Annotated in this window: 21 protein-coding genes; 10 read left to right on the plus strand and 11 right to left on the minus strand. The window is 71.8% G+C overall.

Going from position 1 to position 25,524, the window contains the following annotated elements; translation table 11 throughout:
- Window positions 1-5: 5 nt before the first annotated feature.
- Together ACIOHC_RS24985 and ACIOHC_RS24990 are read right to left on the minus strand one after the other, a co-directional pair.
- Window positions 6-593: a DNA-3-methyladenine glycosylase I gene (locus ACIOHC_RS24985; RefSeq protein WP_351075570.1), complete on the minus strand. Its 588-nt coding sequence runs from the start codon at window positions 591-593 to the stop codon at window positions 6-8.
- Window positions 590-1,063, minus strand: a complete 474-nt coding sequence (locus ACIOHC_RS24990) for a DivIVA domain-containing protein (RefSeq protein WP_351075572.1) — start codon at window positions 1,061-1,063, stop codon at window positions 590-592. The genes ACIOHC_RS24985 and ACIOHC_RS24990 overlap by 4 nt, the downstream gene beginning before the upstream one ends.
- Before the next feature lie 326 nt (window positions 1,064-1,389).
- On the opposite strand from ACIOHC_RS24990, the gene folP reads away from it, so the two are divergent.
- Window positions 1,390-2,262, plus strand: a complete 873-nt coding sequence (gene folP / locus ACIOHC_RS24995) for a dihydropteroate synthase (RefSeq protein WP_351075575.1) — start codon at window positions 1,390-1,392, stop codon at window positions 2,260-2,262.
- Window positions 2,263-2,393: 131 nt separating this feature from the next.
- Here folP and ACIOHC_RS25000 read toward each other — a convergent pair whose 3' ends face one another.
- Window positions 2,394-3,143, minus strand: a complete 750-nt coding sequence (locus ACIOHC_RS25000; RefSeq protein WP_351075578.1) for a TIGR00730 family Rossman fold protein — start codon at window positions 3,141-3,143, stop codon at window positions 2,394-2,396.
- A 100-nt stretch (window positions 3,144-3,243) separates the two neighbouring features.
- On the minus strand, window positions 3,244-4,323 hold the full coding sequence (dapE, locus tag ACIOHC_RS25005) for a succinyl-diaminopimelate desuccinylase (protein WP_351075580.1): 1,080 nt from the start codon (window positions 4,321-4,323) through the stop codon (window positions 3,244-3,246).
- A gap of 94 nt (window positions 4,324-4,417) precedes the next feature.
- Here dapE and ACIOHC_RS25010 point away from each other — a divergent pair, with 94 nt between their 5' ends.
- Both ACIOHC_RS25010 and ACIOHC_RS25015 read left to right on the plus strand, forming a co-directional pair.
- Entirely contained in the window at window positions 4,418-5,368 is a 951-nt protein-coding gene (locus ACIOHC_RS25010) for a hypothetical protein (protein ID WP_365691372.1), read from the plus strand.
- A 283-nt stretch (window positions 5,369-5,651) separates the two neighbouring features.
- Entirely contained in the window at window positions 5,652-6,050 is a 399-nt protein-coding gene (locus tag ACIOHC_RS25015; RefSeq protein WP_351075586.1) for an ATP-binding protein, read from the plus strand.
- A gap of 80 nt (window positions 6,051-6,130) precedes the next feature.
- Here ACIOHC_RS25015 and dapC read toward each other — a convergent pair whose 3' ends face one another.
- Together dapC and fdxA are read right to left on the minus strand one after the other, a co-directional pair.
- Complete coding sequence (gene dapC / locus ACIOHC_RS25020; RefSeq protein ID WP_401844072.1) at window positions 6,131-7,225, minus strand: succinyldiaminopimelate transaminase; 1,095 nt, start codon at window positions 7,223-7,225, stop codon at window positions 6,131-6,133.
- Window positions 7,226-7,340: 115 nt separating this feature from the next.
- Entirely contained in the window at window positions 7,341-7,661 is a 321-nt protein-coding gene (fdxA, locus tag ACIOHC_RS25025) for a ferredoxin (RefSeq protein WP_018956287.1), read from the minus strand.
- Between the two features lie 117 nt (window positions 7,662-7,778).
- On the opposite strand from fdxA, the gene ACIOHC_RS25030 reads away from it, so the two are divergent.
- A complete protein-coding gene (locus ACIOHC_RS25030) occupies window positions 7,779-8,780 on the plus strand; it encodes a GNAT family N-acetyltransferase (protein ID WP_401844075.1) in 1,002 nt (333 codons plus the stop codon).
- A gap of 16 nt (window positions 8,781-8,796) precedes the next feature.
- Window positions 8,797-9,627: a transglutaminase-like domain-containing protein gene (locus tag ACIOHC_RS25035; RefSeq protein WP_351075593.1), complete on the plus strand. Its 831-nt coding sequence runs from the start codon at window positions 8,797-8,799 to the stop codon at window positions 9,625-9,627.
- A 122-nt stretch (window positions 9,628-9,749) separates the two neighbouring features.
- Here the strand turns inward: ACIOHC_RS25035 and ACIOHC_RS25040 are convergent, their stop codons facing one another.
- From ACIOHC_RS25040 to ACIOHC_RS25055, 4 genes are all read right to left on the minus strand, one after another.
- On the minus strand, window positions 9,750-12,077 hold the full coding sequence (locus ACIOHC_RS25040; protein ID WP_401844077.1) for a HelD family protein: 2,328 nt from the start codon (window positions 12,075-12,077) through the stop codon (window positions 9,750-9,752).
- A gap of 406 nt (window positions 12,078-12,483) precedes the next feature.
- Window positions 12,484-13,812 carry an ice-binding family protein gene (locus ACIOHC_RS25045; protein WP_401844116.1) on the minus strand — a complete coding sequence of 443 codons (1,329 nt, stop codon included), beginning with the start codon at window positions 13,810-13,812 and terminating at the stop codon, window positions 12,484-12,486.
- A gap of 424 nt (window positions 13,813-14,236) precedes the next feature.
- Window positions 14,237-16,327 carry a translation factor GTPase family protein gene (locus ACIOHC_RS25050; protein ID WP_351075597.1) on the minus strand — a complete coding sequence of 697 codons (2,091 nt, stop codon included), beginning with the start codon at window positions 16,325-16,327 and terminating at the stop codon, window positions 14,237-14,239.
- 160 nt (window positions 16,328-16,487) lie between these two features.
- Window positions 16,488-17,642 (minus strand): LacI family DNA-binding transcriptional regulator, encoded by a 1,155-nt coding sequence (locus ACIOHC_RS25055; protein WP_389636426.1) that lies wholly within the window; start codon window positions 17,640-17,642, stop codon window positions 16,488-16,490.
- A gap of 155 nt (window positions 17,643-17,797) precedes the next feature.
- Between ACIOHC_RS25055 and ACIOHC_RS25060 the strand changes: the two genes are divergently transcribed.
- A complete protein-coding gene (locus ACIOHC_RS25060) occupies window positions 17,798-18,370 on the plus strand; it encodes a sugar O-acetyltransferase (RefSeq protein ID WP_351075623.1) in 573 nt (190 codons plus the stop codon).
- A gap of 366 nt (window positions 18,371-18,736) precedes the next feature.
- Here ACIOHC_RS25060 and ACIOHC_RS25065 read toward each other — a convergent pair whose 3' ends face one another.
- Complete coding sequence (locus ACIOHC_RS25065; protein ID WP_401844079.1) at window positions 18,737-19,861, minus strand: hypothetical protein; 1,125 nt, start codon at window positions 19,859-19,861, stop codon at window positions 18,737-18,739.
- 278 nt (window positions 19,862-20,139) lie between these two features.
- Here ACIOHC_RS25065 and ACIOHC_RS25070 point away from each other — a divergent pair, with 278 nt between their 5' ends.
- The 4 genes from ACIOHC_RS25070 (at window position 20,140) to ACIOHC_RS25085 (ending at window position 25,468) form a co-directional block, all read left to right on the plus strand.
- Entirely contained in the window at window positions 20,140-20,865 is a 726-nt protein-coding gene (locus ACIOHC_RS25070; RefSeq protein ID WP_365691367.1) for a class F sortase, read from the plus strand.
- A gap of 122 nt (window positions 20,866-20,987) precedes the next feature.
- Window positions 20,988-22,478: an FG-GAP-like repeat-containing protein gene (locus ACIOHC_RS25075; RefSeq protein ID WP_351085147.1), complete on the plus strand. Its 1,491-nt coding sequence runs from the start codon at window positions 20,988-20,990 to the stop codon at window positions 22,476-22,478.
- Between the two features lie 146 nt (window positions 22,479-22,624).
- Complete coding sequence (locus tag ACIOHC_RS25080) at window positions 22,625-23,485, plus strand: alpha/beta hydrolase (protein ID WP_365691365.1); 861 nt, start codon at window positions 22,625-22,627, stop codon at window positions 23,483-23,485.
- Between the two features lie 210 nt (window positions 23,486-23,695).
- A complete protein-coding gene (locus tag ACIOHC_RS25085; protein ID WP_351085151.1) occupies window positions 23,696-25,468 on the plus strand; it encodes a coagulation factor 5/8 type domain-containing protein in 1,773 nt (590 codons plus the stop codon).
- Window positions 25,469-25,524 lie beyond the last annotated feature (56 nt).

Genomic DNA, 25,524 nt, shown 5'->3' on the forward strand with positions numbered 1-25,524 from the left:
GAGTCCTACGCCCCGGCTCCGCGCACCACGCAGTCGGCCAGGTGGTCGTCGACCAGGCCGCAGGCCTGCATCAGGGCGTAGGCCGTCGTGGGTCCGACGAAGCGCAGGCCGCGCTTCTTGAGGTCCTTGGCCAGCGCCGTGGACTCCGGGGTGACCGCGGGCACGTCTTCGACGGTGCGCGGGGCCGGGCGGGCGGCCGGGTCGGGGGCGTGGGACCAGATCAGCTCGTCCAGCTCACCGGCGTGCCAGTCGGCCAGCACCTTGGCGTTGGCGAGGGTCGCCTCGATCTTCGCCCGGTTGCGGATGATCCCGGCGTCGGCGAGGAGCCTCTCCTTGTCGGCGTCGGTGAACTCCGCCACCGCGGCGATCTTGAACCCGGCGAAGGCGGAGCGGAAGCCCTCTCGGCGACGCAGGATCGTCAGCCAGGAGAGACCGGACTGGAACGCCTCCAGACAGAGCCGTTCGAACAGGGCGTCGTCACCGTGGACGGGGCGGCCCCATTCGGTGTCGTGATACGTGAGGTAGTCCTCGGTGGAGAGCCCCCACGGGCAGCGCAGGCCGCCGTCCGGGGCCGCTTCCGGGCCGCCGCTCATCGCTGGGGCTCCTCTCCGTGCTCGTCGGGCCGTCCGACGTCCTGCCCCGGGTCCTGCCGAGGGTGCCGGCCGGGGGCTTCCCACGGTGCTCGCTCACGGTCCTCCGGTGGCTCCCACGCCGGCTGCGGCCGACCCTCCGGCCGTTTGAGCAGATCCGGGCCGGCTACCGCGGTCGCCTGCGCCCCGGCCAGCGCCGACTCCAGCTCCGCGATGCGCGCGTCCCGCTCGGCGAGCTCCGCCCCGAGCCGGTCGAGTGCCTCGTCGACATCCGTCATACGGTAGCCGCGCACGGCCACCGGCAACCGCAGCGCCTCGACGTCCGCGCGGCCCACCGGACGCGTCGCGGGCAATGGGTCGGTCAGTTGTTCGGGCGCCACGTCCTGCAGGACGGCGCTCTTCCCCCCGCCGACCACCGCGAGGGTGACCGCGGCCACGACCACCACCATCGCCAGCAGCAAGAACCAGAACACGCGCATCTCCCCGGGAGCGGAAACCTGTCCGGGTCCGATCGTGCCATGCGGTACTGACAGCCACGGCCTCCCCCGGGACAGGAAGTGGATCGCGAGCGATGTCGCGCGCCTTGGACAGCGAGGCGGAGGAAGGAATCGACGCGGGGCGCCGTCGGCCGACGAGAACGCCGCGAGCGGGGTCGCGGGCGCCGGGAGCCCGCCCTTGTCGTGGGCGGGACCGTTACGGACTCTCCCACGATCGGCAGTGGGAGAAGGAGCGGCGTCCGAGGCCTGCCGTTAGGGTCGCAGGCGACCCATGGGGCGATCTACCAGAGGAGAAACACGGGATGCGAAGCGGTGCGCTCAGGCTGGGCCGACGTGAATTCGGTGCGCACGAGCCGGTGATCATGGCGATCGTGAACCGTACCCCGGACTCCTTCTACGACCAGGGCGCGACGTTCCGGGACGAGCCGGCGCTCGCCCGGGTCGAGCAGGCCGTCGCCGACGGTGCGGCGATCGTCGACATCGGGGGCGTGAAGGCGGGCCCCGGCGAAGAGGTGACCGCCGAGGAGGAGGCCCGTCGCACGGTGGGGTTCGTCGCCGAGGTGCGGCGCCGCCACCCGGACGTGGTGATCAGTGTCGACACCTGGCGCCACGACGTCGGCGAGGCGGTCTGCGAGGCCGGGGCGGATGTGCTGAACGACGCGTGGGGAGGCGTCGACCCGAAGCTCGCGGAGGTCGCCGCGCGGTACGGCGCCGGCCTGGTGTGCACGCACGCGGGCGGCGCCGAGCCGCGGACCCGGCCGCACCGGATCGCCTACGACGACGTGATGGCGGACATCCTGCGGGTGACGGTGGGACTGGCCGAGCGGGCGGTCGAGCTGGGCGTGCGGCCGGACGGCATCATGATCGACCCCGGTCATGACTTCGGGAAGAACACCCGGCACTCGCTGGAGGCGACGCGCCGGCTCGGCGAGATGACCGAGACCGGGTGGCCGGTCCTCGTCTCGCTGTCCAACAAGGACTTCGTCGGCGAGACGCTCGACCGGCCGGTGAAGGAACGGGTGATCGGCACACTGGCGACGACGGCCGTCTCCGCATGGCTGGGGGCACAGGTGTACCGGGTGCACGAGGTGGCGGAGACGCGGCAGGTGCTGGACATGGTGGCCTCCATCGCCGGGCACCGGGAACCGGCGGTCGCCCGGCGAGGGCTCGCGTAAGGGCTGTCCCGTAGCCGGGACACGGGGCGGCGGAACAGGGGCGGGCGGCCGCCCGGAGAGGGGCGCCCGCCCCCTGCCCGTGACCGGGCGGCCGCCCGGCCCCCGCTCCTCGATCGCCGCGGAGGCCCGGACTATCGGCCGACCTCCTTCGTCACGAGGTCGACCGCCTCGTCCACGTCGTCCGTGACGTGGAACAGCAGCAGATCGTGCTCGGACGCCTTGCCCTGCGCCACCACCGTGTCCCGCAGCCAGTCCACCAGCCCGCTCCAGTACGCCGTGCCGAACAGCACGATCGGGAAGCGGGTGACCTTGCCCGTCTGGACGAGGGTGAGGGCCTCGAAGAGTTCGTCCAGCGTGCCGAGGCCGCCGGGCAGGACGACGAAGCCCTGGGCGTACTTCACGAACATCGTCTTGCGGACGAAGAAGTACCGGAAGTTGACCCCGATGTCGACGTGCGGATTGAGACCCGACTCGAAGGGCAGCTCGATGCCGAGGCCGACCGAGACGCCCTTCGCCTCCCGCGCCCCCTTGTTCGCCGCCTCCATCGCCCCGGGTCCGCCCCCGGTGATCACCGCGAAGCCGGCTTCCACCAGGGCCTTGCCGATGCGTACACCCGCCTCGTAGTCCGGCCCGCCGGCCTTGCTGCGGGCCGAGCCGAAGACGCTGATGGCGCTCGGCAGCTCGGCGAGGGCGCCGAATCCCTCGACGAACTCCGACTGGATGCGCATCACCCGCCATGGGTCGGTGTGCACCCACTCGGAGTCGCCCTCGGTGTCCAGCAGCCGCTGATCGGTGGTGCCGGGCTGTACCTGTTCCCTGCGGCGCAGTACCGGTCCGAGCCGCTGCTCCTCGGGGACGTGCGCTCCCTCGGGGTTGCCCATGATCCGCTCCCTCCGACGACGATCGATGGCCACCGGCGATGACCATCCGTGTCAGGTCAGGGTAGATCCACGGAGGTTACGGACAGGAGAATGCCGTGGGTCAGCCGGTGAGCCAGGAGCGGAGCCGCTCCTCGCAGTGGGTGATCCGCTCGACCACCACGTGCTCGTCGCGCTTGTGCGCGAAGAGCGGGTCGCCGGGGCCGTAGTTCACCGCCGGGACGCCGAGAGAGCCGAAACGGGAGACGTCGGTCCAGCCGAACTTGGGCCGGGCGGTACCGCCGACCGCCGCCATGAACGCCTTGGCCGCCGGGTGGGAGAGGCCGGGCATGGCCGCTCCCGAGTGGTCGTCGACGGTGAATTCGACGACGCCGCAGTCCGCGAAGACCTCGTGGACGTGGGCCAGCGCCTCCTCGGCGGTGCGGTCGGGGGCGTACCGGTAGTTCACGACGACGGTGCAGGCATCGGGGATGACGTTGTTGGCGACGCCGCCCTCGATCCGGACCGCGTTCAGGCCCTCGTGGTACTCCAGCCCGTCGATGACTGGGCGGCGCGGTTCGTACGCGGCGAGCCGGGCCAGGACCGGAGCGGCGGCGTGGATGGCGTTGGAGCCCATCCAGCCGCGCGCGGAGTGGGCCCGCTCCCCCTCCGTGCGCAGGAAGACCCGCAGGGTGCCCTGGCAGCCGCCCTCGACCTCGGCGTCGGAGCCCTCCAGAAGGACCGCGAAGTCGCCCGCCAGCCAGTCGGGGTGGGCGTCGGCGATGTGGCCGAGCCCGTTGAGGTGCGCGGCGACCTCTTCGTTGTCGTAGAAGACGAAGGTGAGGTCGCGGTTGGGCTCGGGCACGGTCGCGGCGATCCGCAGCTGGACGGCGACGCCCGACTTCATGTCGGAGGTGCCGCAGCCCCACAGCACGCCGTCGTCGTCGAGCCGCGACGGGACGTTGTCGGCGATCGGCACGGTGTCGATGTGCCCGGCGAGCACGACCCGCTCGGCCCGGCCCAGGTTCGTCCGGGCCACGACGTTGTTGCCGTGCCGGTCGACGGTCAGATGCGGCAGGGTGCTCAGCGCCGATTCGATCGCGTCGGCGAGCTCCTTCTCCTGACCGCTGACCGAGGGGAAGTCGACGAGCCGGGCGGTCAGCGCCGGGCCGTCCAGGGTGAGGTCGAGCGTGCTTTCGGGCATGAACCGACCCTAATGGAAGGGGAACGGACCGGCGGGAACGGGCCGGAGGGACGGGGCGCTCGGCCCCTGCGGAGCACTCCAGTACGGTGGCCCCGTGCCCCGGACCGTCTCCCCCACCCGCCGACACACCAGCCGCAGCCGCCTCTCCCGTATCGCGGCCGCTTTTGTCGTGCTCGCCGCCCTCGGCGGCTATCTGACCGTGCAGTACATATCCGGCACCATGGTCCTCGAAGGGTGCACCGTGGAATCCGCCGACGGTTCGGCCGGCAAGGGCCGCACCTACCGGATGAGCCCGGAGCAGGCCTCGAACGCCGCGACGATCTCCGCGGTCGGCACCTCGCGCGGGATGCCGGAGCGCGCGGTGACGATCGCGCTGGCGACCGCGTTGCAGGAGTCCGGGCTGCGCAACATCGAGCACGGCGACCGGGATTCGCTGGGGCTGTTCCAGCAGCGCCCCTCGCAGGGCTGGGGCACCGGGAAGCAGATCCTCGACCCGGTCTACTCCTCGGGGGAGTTCTACCGGCATCTGGCCGAGGTCCCCGGCTATTCGCGGCTGCCGCTGACCGTCGCCGCGCAGCGGGTCCAGCGCAGCGGCTACCCGCAGGCGTACGCGAAGCACGAACCGGACGCGGCCTTGCTGGCGGCGGCGCTGACCGGCCGCACCCCCGCCGCGCTGAACTGCGCGCCGCCGCGGGCCACGGCCGCGACGGCCGATGCGGCAAAGGTGCGGGCGGAGCTGGTACGCGCCTTCGGCAAGGACGTGCTGCCCGCGAAGGCGCCGTCGACGAAGGACGGCAAGGGCGCGGCCGGTACGGCGGCGACGAGCACGGTCTCGGTGCCGGTGCGGGCGTCCCGCGCCTCGGGGACCGAGGCCCCGGAGCGGCGCGGCTGGGAGCTCGCGCACTGGGCGGTCGCACAGTCCGAGGCGCTCCGCCTGGACGAGGTCGCGTACGCGGGCCGGGTGTGGGAGGCCGGGTCGGGCTGGCGGACGGACCGTACGGAATCGGGCACCACCGAGGTCCGCATACGACTCGCACACCAGTAGGGACGATCCCCCTCAGGCGTCTTCCGGCCACTCCGGGACAGCCCGTCGCCCGGCACCCTCACCACCTCTCCCCCACCCCCGAATTCTCTTGAGGACAAAGGGAAGCAACGGTTCATCGGGCCGTTCGGGAATGCGGCGTCTGCCCGGATTCATCCGTTGCGGATTATGTGACGCATTGCCGACTCTTTGCCTCGTCCCACCGCAACCTCCCCCACCCTTTCGACGGTTGTCATTGCGTCCGGTCAACGGACTGACCGATTCCTCATCCCGTCGAAGGAGCATCATGTCCCTCCCCCTGACCCGCCGGATCGCCCGTGCCGCGCTGCTGATCGCCGCGGGTGCGGCCCCCGTGGTCGGTGCGGCCGGATCCGCAGGTGCCGCGGCGCTCCCGCAGACCCCGGAGCTCGGCGGTCCGACCACCGTCGACGGCACCGGCCTCGGCAAGACGGTCGACGGCGCGTCCAAGCAGGGCACCAAGGCGGCGGGCGAGACCGGCGGCAAGATCGTCGGTACGACCCTCCCGGCCGCGGGCAAGACCGTCGGCAAGGCCGGCTCCCAGGCGGCCCCCGCCGTCCAGAACGCCGCCGGGGGTGCGGCGGGCAGCGCGGGCGAGGTCCTCGGCGGCGCCACCGGTGCCGCGACCCGGGGCGGTCTGCCCACGAACGGCCTGCCGGTCGGCTGACCCGATCCGTCGGCACGGCATACGCGCGGGGCCCGGGGAGTGCGCACTCCCCGGGCCCCGCGCGGGTGATCGCCGGAGTGTCAGGCCAGTCGCTTGACCACGGCGGCCACCCGCTCGTCCGTCGCGGTGAACGCCACGCGCACGAAGCGGTCACCGGCCGGCCCGTAGAAGTCGCCGGGCGCCACCAGAATGCCGAGTTCCGCGAGGTACGCCACGGTCTCCCAGCACGGCTCGTCCCGGGTCGCCCACAGGTAGAGGCTCGCCTCGCTGTGCTCGACGCGGAAGCCGTGGGCCTCCAGCGCCGTGCGCAGGGCCGCTCGCCGCTCCGCGTACCGGGTCCGCTGCTCGGCGACGTGCTCGTCGTCGCCGAGCGCCACGACCGTCGCCGCCTGGACCGGGGCCGGCGTCATCATTCCGCCGTGCTTGCGGATCAGCAGCAGCTCGCCGAGCACGGCCGCGTCGCCCGCGACGAAGGCCGCACGGTACCCGGCCAGGTTGGACCGCTTGGAGAGCGAGTGGACGGCGACGATGCCCTCGTACGTGCCGCCGCAGACGTCGGGGTGCAGTACGGAGACGGGTTCGGCCTCCCAGCCCAGTTCCAGGTAGCACTCGTCGCTGAAGACCAGCACGTCGTGCTCGCGCGCCCAGGCGACGATCCGGGTCAGCTCGTCCTTGGCCAGGACGCGGCCGGTCGGGTTGGACGGCGAGTTGAGCCAGAGCAGCTTCAGGCCGGCCGGGTCGAGCTCGGTCGGGTCGTCGTAGACCACGGGCTCGGCGCCGCAGAGCCGGGCACCCACCTCGTACGTCGGGTAGGCCAGCCGCGGATACGCCACCTTGTCGCCCGCGCCGAGACCGAGCTGGGTCGGCAGCCAGGCCACCAGCTCCTTGGAGCCGACGACCGGCAGGACGTTCTCGTGCGCCACGGAGACCGCGCCGAGCCGCCGCTCCACCCAGCCCGTGATCGCGTCACGCAGTTCGGCGGTCCCCCACACCGTCGGATAGCCGGGGCTGTCCGCCGCGGCGACGAGCGCCCGCCGGATCAGCTCGGGCACCGGGTCGACGGGCGTGCCGACGGAGAGGTCCACGATGCCGTCCGGGTGGGCGGCGGCCGTCGACTTGTAGGGCGCGAGCTTGTCCCAGGGGAAGACCGGGAGACGGGAGGAGACTGCGGACACGGATCTCTGCTTTCTCGTACGGGGGGTTGCTCGGGCCGCTCGGCCGTGGAAACGCCTCGGCCCCGCACGGTGACGAGCCGTACGGGACCGGGGCGACGCACGTGCCTGCCGCTGACTACTGGTTCTGCGGCGGCAGCGCGGCGATGAACGCGTGGTCGCGTTCGATCAGGCCCAGCTTGGAGGCACCACCGGGCGACCCGAGGTCGTCGAAGAACTCGACGTTCGCCTTGTAGTAGTCCTTCCACTCCTCCGGGGTGTCGTCCTCGTAGAAGATCGCCTCGACCGGGCACACCGGCTCACAGGCTCCACAGTCGACGCATTCGTCCGGGTGGATGTACAAGGACCGCTGGCCCTCGTAGATGCAGTCGACGGGGCACTCTTCGATGCAGGCCTTGTCCTTCACGTCGACACAAGGCTGCGCGATGACGTAGGTCACGCTGTCGTTCCTCCTCGGTAGGGCGTTGGCTCTCGCGCGGGAGCGCGGCGTCGTCGATGCCCGCCCCTAGTATCTCCGTTCCCGGGCACGAACCGAACAGGAGGGGCTGAGAGAGCTGTGGAATTCACCGTCGGCGGACAACTCGAAGTCCGAATTACAGCGGCTGACGTGGGCAAACGTGTATCAGTCCGGCGCGTGACCGAGCGCGGCCCGCAGGGCATGAAGTTCACCGACACGGTCGGTGTTCTCACATCATGGGACAGTGGTGTGCTGTCGATCACAACGAAGAGCGGTGACTCCGTCCGTATCACGGAATCGACGCTGGTGGCGGGCAAGGTCGTACCCGCGGCGCCGGCCCGGCGGCGCGGCCCCGCGGCCTCCTTCGACGAACTCGCGCGGGTCTGTGCCCGCGCCTGGCCGCCGGTGGAGAGCGAGCCGCTGGGCGACTGGCGGCTGCGCGCCGCGAAGGGGTTCACCCGGCGCGCCAACTCCGTCCTGCCGCTCGGCGATCCGGGCATACCGCTCGACGAGGCACTCGGGCGCGTGCGACGGTGGTACGAGGAGCGCGGTCTGCCCGCGTACATCCAGACCGCGACCGGCGCCGAGGGCACCCAGGAGCGGCTCTGCGCGGAGCTGGAGGAGCGCGGGTGGCGGCGCGAGGTGACGGCGGAGGTACGGATCGCCGCGCCGGCACCGATCGGTGATCTGGACGCCGATGTGTCGGGGGTACGCCTGAGCCGGGATCTCGACGAGGCGTGGCTCTCCCGCTATCAGCGCTTCGAGACACCGGGACCGCACGTCCTGGAGGTGCTGCGCGGCGGCCCTTCGGTGTGGTTCGCCTCCGTGCCCGGTGACACCCGGGACGCGGCGCCCGCAGCGATCGGACGGTGCGTGGTGGACGGGCGATGGGCGGGATTCATGGCCGTCGAGGTCGATCCCGCGCAGCGGCGCCGAGGGCTCGCCACCGCCGTGATGACGGCGCTCGCCCGCAAGGCCCTGGACGAGGGCGCGTCGGCGGCGTGGCTGCAGGTGGAGACGGACAACGAGGGGGCGCGGGCGCTCTACGAGGGCATGGGGTTCGCGGTCCATCATCGGTATCACCACTTCCGGCCGGCGTGACGGAGGCAGGCATCCCATGAACCCCGAGAGGGAGGATCCGCGCAGCCGGTTCGCCGAGGAGGCGCGCGCCGAACGGCCGGACCTCGCGTTGCTCTGCCTGCTGCTGGCCGCGGTGGCCGATCCCGCGCTGGACGCGCGGGGGATCGACGCGGCGCAGATCGAGCTGGACGAACTGGCGGGCCGGCTCCCGTACGGGATGCGGGGCGGCCGCGAGTGGGCCTCGGCCCTGGCGGAACTGCTCGGCGAGCGGTGCGGCTTCGCGGGCTCGTCGGCGGACTACCACCGGCTCGGTTCGTCACTGCTCCACGAGGTGCTGCGGCAGCGGCGCGGGCTGCCGATCCTGCTGTCCGTGGTGTGGATCGAGGTGGCGCGGCGGGCGGGCGCGCCGGTGTACGGCGTGGCGCTGCCCGGTCATTTCGTCGTCGGGTTCGGCGATCCGGCCGAGCGGGTGCTGGCCGACCCCTTCGACGGCGGACGGCCGATGACCGGGCAGGACGCGGAGTTGCTGGTGGCGGGGGCGACCGGGGAACCGCTCGACGAGTCGATGATGGTGCCCGCGCGGCCGCTGGAGATCGTGCTGCGGATCCTGAACAACATCAGGGCCTGGGCGGCGGCCCGTCCGGAGCGGACGGATGTCGCGCTGTGGGCGGTGGACCTCTCCCTGCTGCTTCCCTCGCATCCGGCCCGGCTGCGCTACGAGCGGGCCCAGCTGCTCGTTCAGAGCGGGCAGTTCGCGCGCGGGGCCGCGGAGATGGAGGAGTACGCGGATGTGGTCGAGGGGGTCGAACCCGAGACGGCGGAAGCGATCCGGCAGCGAGCACGGGCGGCACGGGCGTTGCTGAACTGACGGATGCGGGCGGCAGGGTGGCCGCCGGGCCGGGGGCGGGGGGGGGCGGGAGCACACCGGCCGGTGCCGGACCGGCTGCACCGGCCCGCCGTTCCTCGTCCCCCGCACCCCCGTCCCCCGCCTCAGCACAGTTCCGTCACCGCCTCCGCCAGCACCTCGGGGGCCGGTCCCTCGTGGATGATGCCCAGTCGTCGTGTCGCCCGTGTGAGTGCCACGTACAGGTCGTTCAGGCCCCGTACCGAACGATCGAGCACGGCCGCGGGGTCGGCCAGCAGCACCACGTCGAACTCCAGTCCCTTCGCCTGCCGCACGCCGAGGACCACGACCCGGTTCTCCAGGTCGGGCTCCTCCCCGTACGCCGCTCCCGGAACCGACTGCGCCACCGCGGACCCCAGTTCGTCGCGCCGCGCGTCGGGGACGATCACGGCCAGTCTGCCCTCGTCCAGCGCCGCCGCCTCCTTCGCGGCCAGGTCGGCGAGGGTGCGGACGGTGTCGTCGGTGCGCAGCCGCCAGGGGGCGACGCCCGTCTCCCGCACCGAGCGCGGCGGTTCGAGACCGGGGCCGAGCGCGGCGAGCACATCGGTGGTGGACGCCATGATCTCGGCGGGGGTGCGGTAGTTGACGGTGAGCGATGCCTGCCGCCACCGGTCGCCGACGTGCGGGGCGAGCACGGACGCCCACGAGGACGCCCCGGCCTCGTCACCGGTCTGGGCGACGTCGCCGACCAGGGTCATGGAGCGGGTCGGGCAGCGCCGCATCAGCAGCCGCCAGGCCATCTGGGAGAGTTCCTGCGCCTCGTCGACGATGATGTGCCCGAAGACCCAGCTCCGGTCGGCGAGGGCCCGCTCGGCGACGGTACGGGTGGTGCGTTCCTCGTGGCGCTCGGCGAGGGTCTGCGCGTCGACCAGCCCGGCCGGGCCACCGTCCTCCTCGTCCTCCCCGTCGGCCGCGGCGAGGTCCAGGACGCCCTGTGCGTACGCGAGGCCCTCGGCGCGCTCCTGCGCGGCGGCCGCTTCGGCCGCCCGGTTGTCCCGGCCGAGCAGTTCGGCGGCCTCGTCGAGGAGGGGTACGTCGGCGGCGCTCCAGCCGCCGTCGTCCGGCGCGCGGAAGAGCAGCCCCCGCTCCTCGTCGGTGAGTCCGGTCGTGGCCGAAGCGAGGCGCGCCGGCTGTCCGTACAGCTCGGTGAGGAGCTGCTGCGGGGTGAGCGGCGGCCACAGGGCGTCGAGCGCGGCCCGCACGTCGGCGTCGGTGGCGAGCAGGCGCCTCGCGTCCGCGATGTCCTGGGCCTCGGTGCGTTCCCGGGCGGCGGCCGAGTCGTCGTCGAGGAGCCCCGGCAGGGCGTCCAGGTCGGCGCGCACGGCACGGTCGAGACCGGCTTCCGCGAGCACCTCGGCGACGTCCGCCTCCAGCCGGTCGGCGAGCGCACGGGTGGCCGCCACGGAGCGCCGGGCGAGCTCGGTCACCACCTCGCGCCGGAAGACGGGCGCGGCGAGGTTGTGCGGCAACCGGGTCGCGCGGGCGGTGTCGGCGGCGCGCAGGCACTCCTCGTGACCGAGCCGGACGACATCGCCGTCGAACTCGACTTCGAGCGTCGTGCCCGCCGGCACCTGCCGGTCCCGTACCGCCGCCGCGATCACGGCCGCCATCTCCGCGCGGCCCTTGAGCTCGGCGGTCTCCGGCTCCTCGGAGCGGTCGGCCCGGACCCCCGGGTACAGCTCTCCGACGGTGGACAGCAGCACGCTGTTCTCACCGAGGCCGGGCAGGACCTGTCCGATGTAGCCGATGAAGGTGGGGTTGGGACCGACGACCAGCACACCGCGGGAGGCGAGCTGCTGGTGGGTGTAGAGCAGGTACGCGGCCCGGTGCAGGGCGACCGCGGTCTTGCCGGTGCCGGGCCCGCCCTGGACGACGAGGACCCCGCGGTGGTCGGAACGGATGATCGCGTCCTGCTCGGCCTGGAGGGTGGCGACGATGTCGTGCATGCGGCCGGTGCGCCCGGCGTCGAGGGAGGCCAGCAGAGCCGCCTCGCCGGTCAGTTCGCTGTCCGGCACTCCGTCCAGGTCGAGCACCTCGTCGTCGAGCCGGACGACCCGTCGGCCACGAGTGGTGAGGTGGCGGCGCCTGCGCACCCCGTGCGGGGCCGCGGGCGTGGCGACGTAGAAGGCGCGGGCCGCCGGGGCCCGCCAGTCGAGCAGCAGCGGATCCTCGTCGGCGGACTCCGCGGGCAGCCCGATCCGGCCGATGTAGTGACGTTCCCCGTCGCGCAGGTCGAGCCGCCCGAAGCAGAGCCCGTTCTCGGCCGCGTCGTACCGCGCGACCTGCCCGGCGTACCGGGCGGCGGCGGCCTCCCGCTCCAGCCGCCCCTGCCGGGTCCCGCCGGTCTCCCGCAGCACACCGGTCAGCTGCTGCCCGGCGAACGCGCGCAGCGCCTCCACACGGGCGTGAAGCATGTCGAGATGGTTCTGTTCATGTGCGATCTCAACTCTGGACAACGGTGTACTGACCCCCTGCGGGTGGTGGTGGGCGGCAGCCCAGGGTGCCCTACAACGGGGCGGAACGGGAGCCGCGCAGGTCCGGGCAGGTGCGGGTACGGGTGAGGGACGTGCTGGCCGGCGCTGACGGTGCTGCCGTGGCCGGGCCGGGCCGCCCCTCCGCCGCCAAGGCAGACATCGTCCAGGCCATGGCTGAACTGATCGCGGACATCGAGGAAAACTACGGTTCACGCCGCAGCCGGCCCGTCGACGTACGCCACTCGTGCGGTGACAGCAGTTCGCCGAGAACGACTGAATCGGCCAACCACGCGCCCAGAGGCGGTCGCTGACCGATTCGGTCGATGCACACAGCTGAACTGCCTGTCTAGATGGTGGGGCGCGGACGCCGCCTCTTCATGACGACCACCGCCGAGCCCCCCAGGGTGAGCAGAAGCGCTGAACCGGCCATGACGGCGAGTTCCGACTCCGCTCCCGTGTCGGCCAGATGTTCGCGACCCTTGCCACCGTGGTGTTCGGCGCCCGGCTGGGCACCTCCGTGCTCACCACCACCGTGCTCACCACCACCATGGTCACCACCACCGTGCTCACCACCACCGTGCTCACCACCGCCGTGCTCACCACCGCCGTGCTCACCACCACCATGGTCACCACCACCGTGGTGGCCACCGCCGTGGTGACCACCCGATCCCGTCGGGCCCGCGGGTCCCGTCGGGCCCGCGGGTCCCGTCGGCCCAGCAGGACCGGTGGCGCCCGTGGCACCGTTCGGGCCCGTCGCACCCGTGGCACCGTTCGGACCCGTCGCACCCGTCGCACCGTTCGGACCCGTCGCACCCGTGGCACCGTTCGGTCCGGTGGCACCCGTCGCACCGTTCGGACCCGTCGCACCCGTGGCACCGTTCGGTCCGGTGGCACCCGTCGGACCACTCGGACCCGTCGCACCCGTGGCACCGTTCGGTCCGGTGGCACCCGTCGGACCGCTCGGGCCGGTCGGGCCTGTGGGCCCGGGGGGTCCGACGGTGCAGGCCGCCCTGGTGATGGTGTTGGTGTCCAGGGTGACCGCACCGTTGCGCGCCAGAGCCCGGCCCTCGATCGCCGTGCCGGTCTGCGCCGAGATGGACGTCAGGGCCAGGATGTTGCCCTTGAAGAAGGAGTTGGTTCCGATGGTGGCGGAACTGCCAACCTGCCAGAACACATTGCACGCCTGAGCCCCGTTGATGAGGTTGACGTTGCTTGCCGACCCGGTGATCAGCGTGGAGGCGATCTGGAAGATGAAGACGGCGCTGGGGTCTCCCTGCGCATCGAGGGTGACGGTCCCGGTGTTCCCCAGCGACCCGGTGGAGTTGTAGACACCGGGTGTCAGCGTCAGCCCCACGAGATCGCCCGCCACACTGGCGGTCGGCGCCCGACCGGCCGCGTCGTTGTAGGCAGTGACCAGATCGGACTGCGCCTGCAGGGCTGCTGCGTTGCCCACGTTCTGAACGCCGTTGACGATGCCGGGCGGGAATCCCGTCACCGAAGAACCCGGACTGAGCCCCAGATCGCCATTGATGACGCTGGGGCCGGTGTTGGTCACGGTCGAACCTGCCAGCACCGCGTAGCTGGTGTCGGTCCCCAGTGCCACCGGGGCTTCCACCCCATAGGCGGCGGAAGCCCACAGCGTATTGGCGCTCAGCACGGTCGCGCCGGACAACACGGCGAAGGTTGCCCTGAGCCAGATGCGTCTGCGCCGATTGGGCGTACGGCCGTCTGGACGAGGAACGGACGGGATGGCAGCCACAGCCATGGAAGGTGACCTCTCTCTGTCGTGAGGGATTGCGGCTGCCGCCCCGTAGTCAGTGTGTCCAGGCCACGAAGATGTACCTGAGCCACCGAGGCGGCTGGAGCGGAAGACCGCAGAGCATGCACCACACACGGAAAGTGATGATCGGTCACTTTTCGTTCATCGAGTGCGCGGATTTATGGGACCATAAGATGAAATTAAAGCCAGGAGGCGCGAAGGAAATCCGTCCGTCACGCGTCGCGCCCTCACACCATCAGCGGGTACAGGTGACCCGTCCGGCTCACCGTTCCGCAACCGCTTCCGGGCCGGGCCGGGGATGCCCCCAGGGGCGGGCCTGTTACCGGGAGTTCCCTTGCCCGGCGATCCTGCGCACCGTCTGCAGCAGGTACTCCTTGCGGTTGAGCGGATTGCGGTCGGTGCGCGGCCGGTCCGGGACCGTACCGACGACGGCCCGGTAGCAGTCGAAGTCGGACTCCAGGACCCCTTCGCCACGCGTCAGGGCCGGAAGCTGCTGTTGCAGCTCATGGATCCGGGCCGCCGGGATCTCTCCCTCCAGCACACACGCGGCACCCCGCACGGCCGGTGTTCCGGGGACGGCCCGCAGGTGTGCGAGCACGGGCAGGAGCGGGCCGAGCAGGTCCGCGGGGAATTCCAGGCGGAAGCGGTGCATCGGCTCGTACACCGTGGTGCCGGCCTGCTCCAGCGCGCTCATGAGGACCAGCGGGGTCAGATTGCGGAAGTCCCCGGCGGTGCTCGACATGCTCTTGTCGAAGACGGCGTGGGAATGGCTCTGCCGGGGCCAGTAGCCGGAATGCGTCATGGTGACGACGCAATCGGTGACCTGCCAGCCGTGGATTCCCTGGCGCAGGGTCTCGCCGACGGTCTCCTCCACCGCCCGCATCAGGGAGAACGGCATCGATCCCAGTTCCACCTCCAGCCGATATTCGATACCGCTTCCGATCGGGGCGGGATCGACGCGAAGGCCGATGGTCGCCAGAAAGGGATTGGGATCCTGGTCGCCGACCTCGTACGCCGAACCGCTGCCGTTCGGCCGCTCCAGGCAGATGGTCGTGGTCTCGCGGAAGGTGACGTCGATTCCGAATTCATCGGCCAGCGTCGCCTGGATGACTTCCTTCTGCACCTCGCCGTAGAGCGAGACGGACACCTCTTTCCGGATGTCGTCCTGACGCAGATTGATCAATGGGTCCTGCTCGGCGAGTTGCGCCAGCGCGAAATGCAGCTCGCCCCTGCTCGCCGGAGGACGGGGGACCACGACCGATTCCAGTGTCGGCGGGGCGAACCAGCGGTCCGGCGCGCTCGTCCCCGGCTCGCCGACCGTATCGCCGATCCGGATGTCACCGAGGCCCCGGAGCTTCGCGATCCGGCCCGCGCCGACCGAGAGCTCCGACACGGCCGCACCGCGGTCGAACACACTGATCCCGGTCACTTTCCCCTCGCCGCGCCCGTCGTCCCGCTTCCCTTCGCCCCGCTTTCCCCTGCCCTTCCCGTTTCCTTCGCCCTTCCCGTCGCCGTGCTGTGCTTCGCGTCGGCCGAAGGGCAGCCGGTCGCGGATGCGTACCGTGCCCGAGAACATCCGGACGTACGCGATCTTCTCTCCGCCCGGCCCCCGCTCCACCTTGAAGACGGTGCCCGAGACCGGCCCGTCCGCATCGCCCTCGCTCACCGGCAGCAGTTCCTTGATCCCGCTGATCAGGGCGTCCACTCCGGCCCCGGTGATCGCCGAGCCGAAGAACACCGGATGCACCAGCGCCCGCCCGGTCTGCGCCGACAGCGCCTCGCGCAGCCTGCCGTACGGAAGGGCCGCCGCGCTCTCGACATACGCGGCCAGCAACGCGTCGTCGTGATCGGCGAGCAGCTCGGTCAGCCGGTCCGTGAAGTCCGCGTCGGCGGCGGTGTACGGCGTGCAGCGGGCGGCCCTGCCACCCGCCCCGTCGACCGATCCCATGGCGACGACGGCCGGGGTCAGCTTCTCGGAGATGCCACGCAGGACGGATTCCTCCCGCGCGCCCCCGCGATCGACCTTGTTGACGAAAATGAGCGTCGGAATGCGCAGGCGGCGCAGCGTCCGCATCAGAACACGAGTCTGCGCCTGGACGCCCTCCACCGCGGAGACGACCAGTACGGCGCCGTCGAGCACATTCAGCACCCGTTCCACCTCGGCGATGAAATCCGGGTGCCCGGGTGTGTCGATCAGATTGATGGTGATGTCGTCGATGGCGAACGAGACGACCGCAGATTTGATCGTGATGCCGCGTTGGCGCTCCAGGGCCAGGGAATCGGTCTGGGTGTTCCCGTCGTCGACGCTGCCGATCTCGTCGATGACACCGGCGGTGTGGAGCAGCCGCTCGGTCAGGCTCGTCTTACCGGCGTCGACATGCGCCAGAATTCCCAGATTCAGCGTGTGCACGAAACTCCATGTATGCGAAGGCGGTGGCGATTTCCGTCTGAATGAACATGAGAGTTCCGCGCATGATCTTCTCCTCGGCCGGTCGACTGCTGCGGGGAGTCCAGCAGGTGTCTCCCCGCGCGACAACCGATTTACCGGCGTCTTCACCGTCGGTGGTCGCTCACTCCGTTTCCGGGGCGGCGGCGGTGCTGGAACGGACGACGAGACGGGTGGGCAGTTCCAGGGCCCCCGCAACGGGCGTGGCGGAACGCCGTCCGGTGCGTTCGAGCAGCAGCCGGGCCGCGGTCTCGCCCTTGCCGTCGGTGGGCTGGTGCACGGTGGTGAGAGGCACGGACGCGGTGGCCGCGGCAGGACTGTCGTCGTAGCCGAGGACGGACAGGTCGTGGGGGACGGAGAGACCGTGCTCGTGGGCCGCGTGACAGGCACCGAGCGCGAGGCTGTCCGACACGGCGAGGACGGCGGTCGGCCGCGGGCCGCGGCGGGAGAGCAGTCCGCGGACCGCCCGGCGGGCGGCGGCGGGGTCGTTGGTGCCGCATTCGACGACACCGAGGTCCTCCGACGACAGCCCGCCCTCCGTCCAGGCGTCCCGGTATCCGGTCAGCCTCTGGCGTACCACCGCGCTGGTCACATCGGCCATGGCCCTGGTCCAGGAGAGCGGGCCGATACGGGGCTGGGCGGCAAGGCGGTCGACGAGAATCACGGCGCGGCGGTGTCCGAGGCCGGTCAGGTGACGGGCGGCGGCGTACGCGCCGACGCGGTCGTCGACCGTGACGAAGCCCGCCCACGCCGCGCCGAAGCGGGCCGCGCCGCTCTCGTACCCCGGCGAGTCGACGGCCAGCACCGGAAGTCCGCGTTTGGCGAGGACGGCCAGCCCGGGGTGGTCCTCCTCCACGCTGTAGAGCAGGGCCGCGTCGATGACGGCCTTCTCCAACCCGGCGAGCGGAGCCCGCGCGACCTGTTCGAGCGGCGTCTCGGCATCCCGGCCGAGCGGTCCGACGGCGGGCGGCAGGGCGAGCAGCGTCATGCCCGTCCCATGCCGGTGGAAGGCGCGGGCGACGCCCTGGAGGAAGGCGGTCGTGGCAGGGTCGGCGAAGGCCGTCTCCAGGGGCAGCGGCAGGACGACGCCGATCGTGCCGGTTCGCCCCCGTCGCAGCGAGGCGGCGGCCGGATCGGGCCCCGCGTATCCGACCTGCTCGGCGGCCTCCCGGACGCGGTCGCGCACCTGGGCGGAGAACCTGCCGGTGCCGTTGAAGACGTTGGAGACCGTCATCACCGAGACCCCGGCCGCGCGGGCCACATCCTTCAGCGTCGCCATCGGCGTCCTCTCCGTCCGTCGCGCGCCGCGCGTGTCACGTCCTTGTTGCTTGCTGGTCCACGGGAGCGTATGACACTGTGCTTTATCGATACACCATCGGGTCGGACACGCCACTGAGCAGGAGGAACAAGAACGTGACCAGCCAGAAGGAGCGCATGCTCGCCGGGGAGCCCTACATCGCCGACGACCCCGAGCTGGCCGCCGACGCACTGCGCGCGGCCGTGCTGAGCGAGCGGTTCAACGCCACTTCGGCCGCCGATCCGGACGGTCGGCGCGCCGCGCTCACCGCGCTGCTGGGAAAGCTGGGCGAGGGCGTGGAGGTCCGGCCTCCGCTGCGGGTGGACTACGGCTCGCAGATCACGATCGGCGCGGGCACCTTCATCAACTTCGGCGCCGTCCTCCTCGACGTCGCACCGATCGCCATCGGCGCCGACGTGCAGATCGGCCCGAACGTCCAGCTCCTCACCCCGACCCACCCGGTGGAGCCCGAGCCCCGCCGGGCGAAGTGGGAGGCGGCACGGCCCATCACCATCGGTGACAACGTCTGGCTCGGCGGCGGGGTCATCGTCTGCCCCGGTGTGACGATCGGTGAGAACACCGTGGTCGGCGCGGGTGCGGTCGTCACCAAGGATCTGCCGGCCGATGTCGTCGCGGTCGGCAATCCGGCCCGCGTCGTGCGGGAGATCCGGGCCGGTCAGGAGTCCGCCCGGGACAGCCCGGCCACCTGACGAACAGCCGGCGGGCGGGCCGGTTTCACGGCGACCGCCCCACCCCCGCGCGCCACCTCCTCGATCACACCGAGGCGGTCGAGGACAAGCAGCCCGGCTCTCGGCGTGTCGCCGGCCCACAAGCACCGCCACGCGGATTCGAGGGGTGATTGCCGACGGCACCCCATCGGACGTCACACCTTGGCGCCTCACCGTACACACCGGGAGCACCATCCGAACTCCCCCTGCTCCAGGCGGCGTTCACGCCGATCCGAGCGATCACTCCCGGCCGGGGGTGCGGCCGTCCGGCGGTGCCGCCGTGCGAGCAAACGGGTGGCGGGGCACCGCCCAAACCTCGCGCGGCACCGTGTGCAGTCCAACGGGTGATTATCGGCATTCCGCCACCCGAAGGGCCGAGGACGTAGCTCCAATGCGGCGCTCCCCGATGGCGCGGACCCGCATTTTGGCTGACGGTGGATCACGTCGCCACTGCTTCACACTGAGTCGACACCCCGTCACTCTTCGCAGTCGCGGCGGAAGGAATGTGTTCAGATGCGCTCTGCCCGCACACTGTTCGCTTCGGCCGCTGTCACAGCGGTCCTCGCCATCACCGGCCCCTCCGCCTACGCCATGGTCACGGCGGCGGACTCGGGGCCCCACAACGGCGCAACGTCCTCGCGCGACGACCACGGACGGGACGAAGGCGGCGACCGCGGCGGAGACCGCGGCGGCCGTGACGACGAAGGCGGTCGCGGCGGAGACCGCGGCGGCCGTGACGACGAAGGCGGTCGCGGCGGAGACCGCGGCGGCCGTGACGACGAAGGCGGTCGCGGCGGAGACCGCGGCGGCCGCGAGGAAGGCGGGCCCCGCGGTGGCGTCCACGCCGGTGGCGGCTTCATGGCCGGCGTCATCGCCGGCGACGAGGGCGGCCGCGGCGGAGACCGCGGCGGCCGTGACGAAGGCGGCCGCGGCGACGACGAAGGCGGCCGCGGCGACGACGAAGGCGGTCGCGGCGGCGACCGCGGCGGCCGTGACGAAGGCGGTCGCGGCGACGACCGCGGCCGCGACGAGGGCAAGCCCCGTGGCGGCGTGCACGCCGGTGGCGGCTTCATGGCCCGGGTCACCACCAGCGACGAAGGCGGTCGCGGCGGCGACGAAGGCGGTCGCGGCGGCGACGAGGGCGGTCGCGGCGGCGACTACGGCGGCGGCCGTGGCGGCGACGAGGGCGGCCGTGGCGGAGACCGTGGCCGCGACGAGGGCAGGCCGCGTGGCGGCGTGCACGCCGGTGGCGGCTTCATGGCCCGGGTCACCACCAGCGACGAAGGCGGCCGTGGCGGCGACGAAGGCGGTCGCGGCGGAGACGAGGGCGGCCGTGGCGGCGACTACGGCGGCGGCCGTGGCGACGACGAGGGCGGCCGTGGCGGCGACTACGGCGGCGGCCGTGGCGACGACGAGGGCGGGCGCGGCGGAGACCGTGGCCGCGACGAGGGCAAGCCCCGTGGCGGCGTCCACGCCGGTGGCGGCGGGATGGCGATGACCGGTGGCGGCCTGGCCGCCGGCTCGGCACTGCTGCTCGGTGGCGTCGGCGTCGGCGCGTACAAGCTGCGCCGCCGTCAGTCGTCGGGTGGCGCGATCGCCTGACCGGGCCCAGACCTCAGCCGGTCATCACACTGTCGCGGCCGTCGTCCCCCGGGGCGGCGGCCGCGGCTCCTTCGTTTCCCCGCCGGTCGACACCGGCCGAGCTCCGGCTCCCCCTCCTCCGACACCGCGCAAGTGAAAGGCACGTTCCCATGGCCGCGCCGCAGTCGCCCGGTTCCACCCCCACTCGGACCGCCCCCGGAACCACACTAGGCCGCGCCTTGATGTGGCCTGCCGTGACAGCCGGGCTCGGCATGCTCCTCATCTACAACTCCTTCGGCATCTCGGCCGACGACAAAGCGCCGACCCCGCCCGCCGCCGTCGCACCCGCCATGCCCGCGCCCGAGATCCTCGGCTCCCATGCCGCGCCGCCTCCCGTCACCCCGTCAAAGTCGCCCGTCGGCCCGGCGATGGCGCGTTCGGCCCCCACACGGCTGCAGATCCCGTCCATCGCCGTCAACGCGCCCTTCACCGACCTGGGCATCGGCGCCGACGGCCGGCTGAACCCGCCGCCCGCCGCCGACCCCAACCTCGTGGGCTGGTTCAAGGACGGCGTCACCCCTGGCGAGCGCGGCGCCTCGATCGTGGCGGGCCACGTCGACACGAAGACGGGTCCGGCCGTGTTCCTGCAGCTTCAGTTCCTCAAGCCGGGCGCCTCGGTCAACATCACCCGTGCCGACGGCTCGATCGCCACGTTCAAGGTCGACACCGTCGAGACGTTCAGCAAGGCGAACTTCCCCGACAAGCGCGTCTACGCCGACACCCCGTCCGCCCAGCTGCGTCTGATCACCTGCGGTGGCCCGTACAACAAGACGGTCAAGGACTACGAGGACAACGTGGTGGCCTTCGCCCACCTCGAATCCCCCAGGAGCGACTGACGGCCGGTCGGCGGCCGGACGCCGGGATACAACCATCCGCCGGGCCGTGAGGTCGTACGGGGCGACAGGAACCTGGCTTCCTGCCGCCCCGACCGGCCTCATGAGCAACGGAGTTGAGCGACGTGCCCGTACTCTCCCACCGGCGCCGCCTGGCGATCGCGACCGGCATCGCCCTGGTCGCCGGGGCCGTCGCGGCGCCTGTCGGCCACGCCACGACAGAGCCGACCACCCCCGCGGCAAGCACGCCGAGCACCAAGCGTCTGCGCGACGACTTCAATGGTGACGGCTATCCGGACGTCGCCGTGGGCGCTCCCATGGCCACCGTCGGCAGGGCGGAGGGTGCCGGCGCCGTGAGCGTTCTCTTCGGCGGCCCCGGCGGCCTGTCCTCCGCCCACAAGCAGATTCTGACCTGGCCGGACCGCTCCGGTATCAACGACCCGGCGGACGCGCGGTACGGCACGAGTCTGCGCAGCGCCGATCTGAACGGTGACGGCTACGCGGATCTGGTCGGCCGGCTCTGGGCGACCACGCCCGACGGCGACAAGGGCACGGTTCTGGCCGTCAACTGGGGCGGCGCATCGGGTCTTTCGAAGAACGCCACGGTAATCGAGCCCGTTCCGGGCGACCAGGGTGACGCGACCGGCGATCTGGCCGTGGGCGACGTCGACGGCGACGGCATCGCCGACATCGCCGTGGGCGACGTGCGGCGCGGCGGCCATGTGCTGCACGGTCCGGTCAGCCGCACCGGTCGGTGGAGCCGGGTCAGCTCGTTCACGGTCGACGGCACGGACGTGCTCGACACCTCGGCCATCGCCATCGGTGACGTGACCGGCGACGGCGTGGGCGATCTGGTGATTCTCGGCTTCGGCCCGTCCGACCCGTGGCAGCAGCACACGTACCTGCTGACCGGCAGCCGACGCGGATTCTCCGCGCCGGTGGAGATCAAGGACGCGGACGGGGCGGGCGTGGGCGGCACCTCCGTGGGCATGGCCGACCTGGACAAGGACGGCCACGGGGACATCGTCATCGGGCGCGGCGACGAGTGGTCTCAGGCGGACACCCCGGTGAAGAAGGGCGGTGCGCTCTTCGTCTCGTACGGCGGGCCCAAGGGACGGAGCACAGTCCGCAAGCCGGTCTGGATCAACCAGGACACCGAGGGTGTGTCGGGCAGGGCCGAGTACCACGACCGGATGGGCGACAACATCGCCCTCGGCGACACGAACGGCGACGGCTACCCCGACATCGCCACGGGGCTGCCGGGCGAGAAGATCAACGGCATCGCGGACGCCGGCCGGGTCCTGGTCCTCAAGGGCGGCCCGAAGGGTGTGAGCGGTGCGGGCTCCAAGGAGTTCGGCCAGTACACGGCCGGGGTCCCGGGTGTCGCCGAGGCGGGCGACCGGTTCGGCGAGGCCACCGCGCTGGGCGACTACGACGGCAACGGACGTGCGGAGCCGGTGGTCGGCGACCCCACGGAGAACAGCAGCAGGGGCGCTCTGTGGATCTTCCGTACGGACGCCACCGGCGTCATCGCCGAGGGCTCCGTCTCGTTCGGCGCGGCCACGCTCGGCGCCCCCGTCGGCCCGTCCCGTTTCAGCGAGACGCTGACGGACTGACGGACTCACCGTGCGGGGGTGCGCGCCCCCGCACGTGTCGCCCACGCGAGCGCGGCATCGCAGCGGGAATCGGCGGCGGCAGCCACGGGGCGCTGTGCGGCCGCCGTGCGTGCGAGCATGTCAGCGGCGGTCAGTAGGCTCGGCGCATGCTGACGGTGACGGAGAACGATCTCGTACTGCGCGACGGCCGCACACTGCATGTCTACGACGCCCGCGCCGAGGGGGCCGACAGCGGCCTCGCGGTCTTCTGGCATCACGGCACACCGAACATCGGCGCACCGCCCGAGCCCCTGTTCCGGGCCGCCGCCGAGCGGGGTGTGCGCTGGGTGTCCTACGACCGGCCGGGCTACGGCGGTTCGACCCCTCATCCGGGCCGGGCCATCGCGTCCGCCGCCGCGGATGTGGCGGCGATCGCCGACGCCCTGGGCATCGACCGGTTCGCGGTCATGGGAGCTTCCGGAGGCGGCCCGCACGCGCTCGCCTGTGCCGCGCTGCTGCCCGAGCGGGTCGTGGGCGTGGTCGGCGTGGCGGGGCCGGCGCCGTTCGACGCCGAGGGGCTCGACTGGTTCGCGGGCATGGCGCCCTCCGGAGCGGGCGAGCTGCATGCCGCGGCCCGAGGGCGTGCGGCGCTGGAGGAACTCCTGTCGTCCGCCGAGTTCGACCCCGAGGTGTTCACCCCGGCGGATCACGCGGCGCTCGACGGCCCGTGGTCCTGGCTGGGCGCAGTGGCCGCGAAGGGTCTGGAGAACGGCATCGGCGGGATGGTCGACGACGACCTGGCGTATGTCCGTCCGTGGGGTTTCGCCCCGGCGCAGGTGACCGCGCCCACCCTCGTCCTGCACGGTGGGCTCGACCGGATCGTGCCCGTCTCGCACGGCGAGTGGCTCGCACGACACTGCGGCGCGGCCGAACTGTGGCGGCGCCCCGACGACGGACATGTCTCGGTGCTCAACTCCGGCACGCAGGCGCTGGACTGGCTGCTGGAACACCAGTTTCCGAAGCCATGAGTCAGGTGAACTGAGCACAGAACGGGTCAACTCTCTTTCTCCTGGCGTCAATTGTTGTGCTCAACCCGATCCTTCAAGCCCTTCTCCGCACACCTCTTGACGTGTCCTGCACAACAGCGGAACCATCGAGAACCGTTGAGAGAGCGCTCTCAGAGCGCGCTCTCAACCGACTGTCGTGCACCTCCACCACGACTCAGGAGAAGTGTTCTCATGCATGCTCCCCCCACAACACCTACGCGCCGCCGTGCCCGGACACTCGGGTTCGCCGCGCTCGCCGTCGCACTCCTCATGACCGTCCCCACCGCCCGGACCGCGTTCGGTCAGGATGCGGCGCCCCTCGCGGGCGGCGGCGATCTCGGGCCCAACGTCATCGTCTTCGACCCCACCACACCCGGCATCCAGGCCAAGGTCGACGACGTGTTCAAGAAGCAGGAGTCGGCCCAGTTCGGTGACGGCCGCTACGCGCTGCTGTTCAAGCCCGGCACGTACGACAACATCAATGCGCAGATCGGCTTCTACACCTCGATCGCCGGTCTGGGACTGAACCCGGACGACACCACGTTCAACGGTGATGTGACGGTGGACGCCGGCTGGTTCAACGGGAACGCCACACAGAACTTCTGGCGTTCGGCGGAGAACCTGGCGCTCAACCCGGTGAACGGCACCGACCGTTGGGCCGTGTCCCAGGCCGCTCCGTTCCGTCGCATGCACGTCAGGGGCGGGCTGAATCTGGCGCCCGCCGGGTACGGCTGGGCCAGTGGCGGCTACATCGCCGACAGCAGGATCGACGGCCAGGTCGGCCCCTACTCGCAGCAGCAGTGGTACACCCGGGACAGTTCGGTCGGCGGCTGGCTCAACGGCGTCTGGAACATGACGTTCTCGGGCGTCGAGGGCGCGCCCGCGCAGAGCTTCCCGGAGCCTCCGTACACCACGCTCGACACCACGCCCGTCTCGCGCGAGAAGCCGTTCCTGTACCTCGACGGCGACGCGTACAAGGTGTTCGTACCGGCCAAACGCACCAACGCGCGCGGCACTTCATGGGGCAACGGCACACCGCAGGGCGAGTCGATCCCGCTGGACCGGTTCTACGTGGTGAAGCCGGGAGCGAGCGCCGCCACCGTCAACGCGGCCGTGCAGCAGGGGCTGCATCTGCTCTTCACGCCCGGCGTCCACCACGTCGACCGCCCCATCGAGATCGACCGTGCCGACACGGTCGTCCTCGGTCTGGGGCTCGCGACCATCGTCCCGGACAACGGCGTCACGGCCATCAAGGTCGGCGACGTGGACGGCGTGAAGCTGGCCGGCCTGCTCGTCGACGCGGGCCCGGTCAACTCGGACAGGCTGATCGAGGTCGGCCCCGACGGCGCGTCCGCCGGTCATGCCGCCAACCCCACATCGCTTCAGGACGTGTTCGTACGCATCGGCGGCGCCGGGCCCGGCAGGGCGACCACCGGCATCGTCGTGAACAGCAACGACACGCTCATCGACCACACCTGGCTGTGGCGCGCCGACCACGGCGACGGCGTCGGCTGGGAGACCAACCGGGCGGACCACGGGCTCCGGGTCAACGGTGACAATGTGCTGGCCACCGGGCTGTTCGTGGAGCACTTCAACAAGTACGACGTGGAGTGGGCCGGCGAGAACGGCCGGACGATCTTCTTCCAGAACGAGAAGGCGTACGACGCCCCGAACCAGGCCGCCGTCCAGAACGGCAGCGTCAAAGGGTTCGCCGCCTACAAGGTCGACGACTCCGTCACCACCCACGAGGGCTGGGGTCTGGGCAGCTACTGCTACTACAACGTCGACCCGACGATCCGTCAGGACCACGGCTTCGAGGTGCCGGTGAAGCCGGGCGTGAGGTTCCACGATCTGCTGGTGGTCTCGCTCGGCGGTCAGGGACAGTACGAGCACGTCATCAACGACACCGGATCTCCCACCTCCGGGACGAGCACCGTCCCCTCGAAGGTGGTGTCCTTCCCCTAGTGCCGTGACCAGGGACGGAGCGGGCCCCCGTCGCGGTGACAGCGGCCGGGGGCCCG

The organism is Streptomyces sp. NPDC088252 (assembly GCF_044740965.1).
Classification (GTDB): Bacteria; Actinomycetota; Actinomycetes; order Streptomycetales; family Streptomycetaceae; genus Streptomyces.

Coding starts and splice junctions, on each gene's coding strand:
- ACIOHC_RS24985 (WP_351075570.1), bottom strand. CDS start 593: ATGAGCGGCGGCCCGGAAGCGGCCCCGGACGGCGGCCTGCGCTGCCCG.
- folP (WP_351075575.1), top strand. CDS start 1,390: ATGCGAAGCGGTGCGCTCAGGCTGGGCCGACGTGAATTCGGTGCGCAC.
- ACIOHC_RS25000 (WP_351075578.1), bottom strand. CDS start 3,143: ATGGGCAACCCCGAGGGAGCGCACGTCCCCGAGGAGCAGCGGCTCGGA.
- dapE (WP_351075580.1), bottom strand. CDS start 4,323: ATGCCCGAAAGCACGCTCGACCTCACCCTGGACGGCCCGGCGCTGACC.
- ACIOHC_RS25015 (WP_351075586.1), top strand. CDS start 5,652: ATGTCCCTCCCCCTGACCCGCCGGATCGCCCGTGCCGCGCTGCTGATC.
- ACIOHC_RS25035 (WP_351075593.1), top strand. CDS start 8,797: ATGAACCCCGAGAGGGAGGATCCGCGCAGCCGGTTCGCCGAGGAGGCG.
- ACIOHC_RS25040 (WP_401844077.1), bottom strand. CDS start 12,077: ATGCTTCACGCCCGTGTGGAGGCGCTGCGCGCGTTCGCCGGGCAGCAG.
- ACIOHC_RS25055 (WP_389636426.1), bottom strand. CDS start 17,642: ATGGCGACGCTGAAGGATGTGGCCCGCGCGGCCGGGGTCTCGGTGATG.
- ACIOHC_RS25060 (WP_351075623.1), top strand. CDS start 17,798: ATGCTCGCCGGGGAGCCCTACATCGCCGACGACCCCGAGCTGGCCGCC.
- ACIOHC_RS25070 (WP_365691367.1), top strand. CDS start 20,140: ATGGCCGCGCCGCAGTCGCCCGGTTCCACCCCCACTCGGACCGCCCCC.
- ACIOHC_RS25080 (WP_365691365.1), top strand. CDS start 22,625: ATGCTGACGGTGACGGAGAACGATCTCGTACTGCGCGACGGCCGCACA.
- ACIOHC_RS25085 (WP_351085151.1), top strand. CDS start 23,696: ATGCATGCTCCCCCCACAACACCTACGCGCCGCCGTGCCCGGACACTC.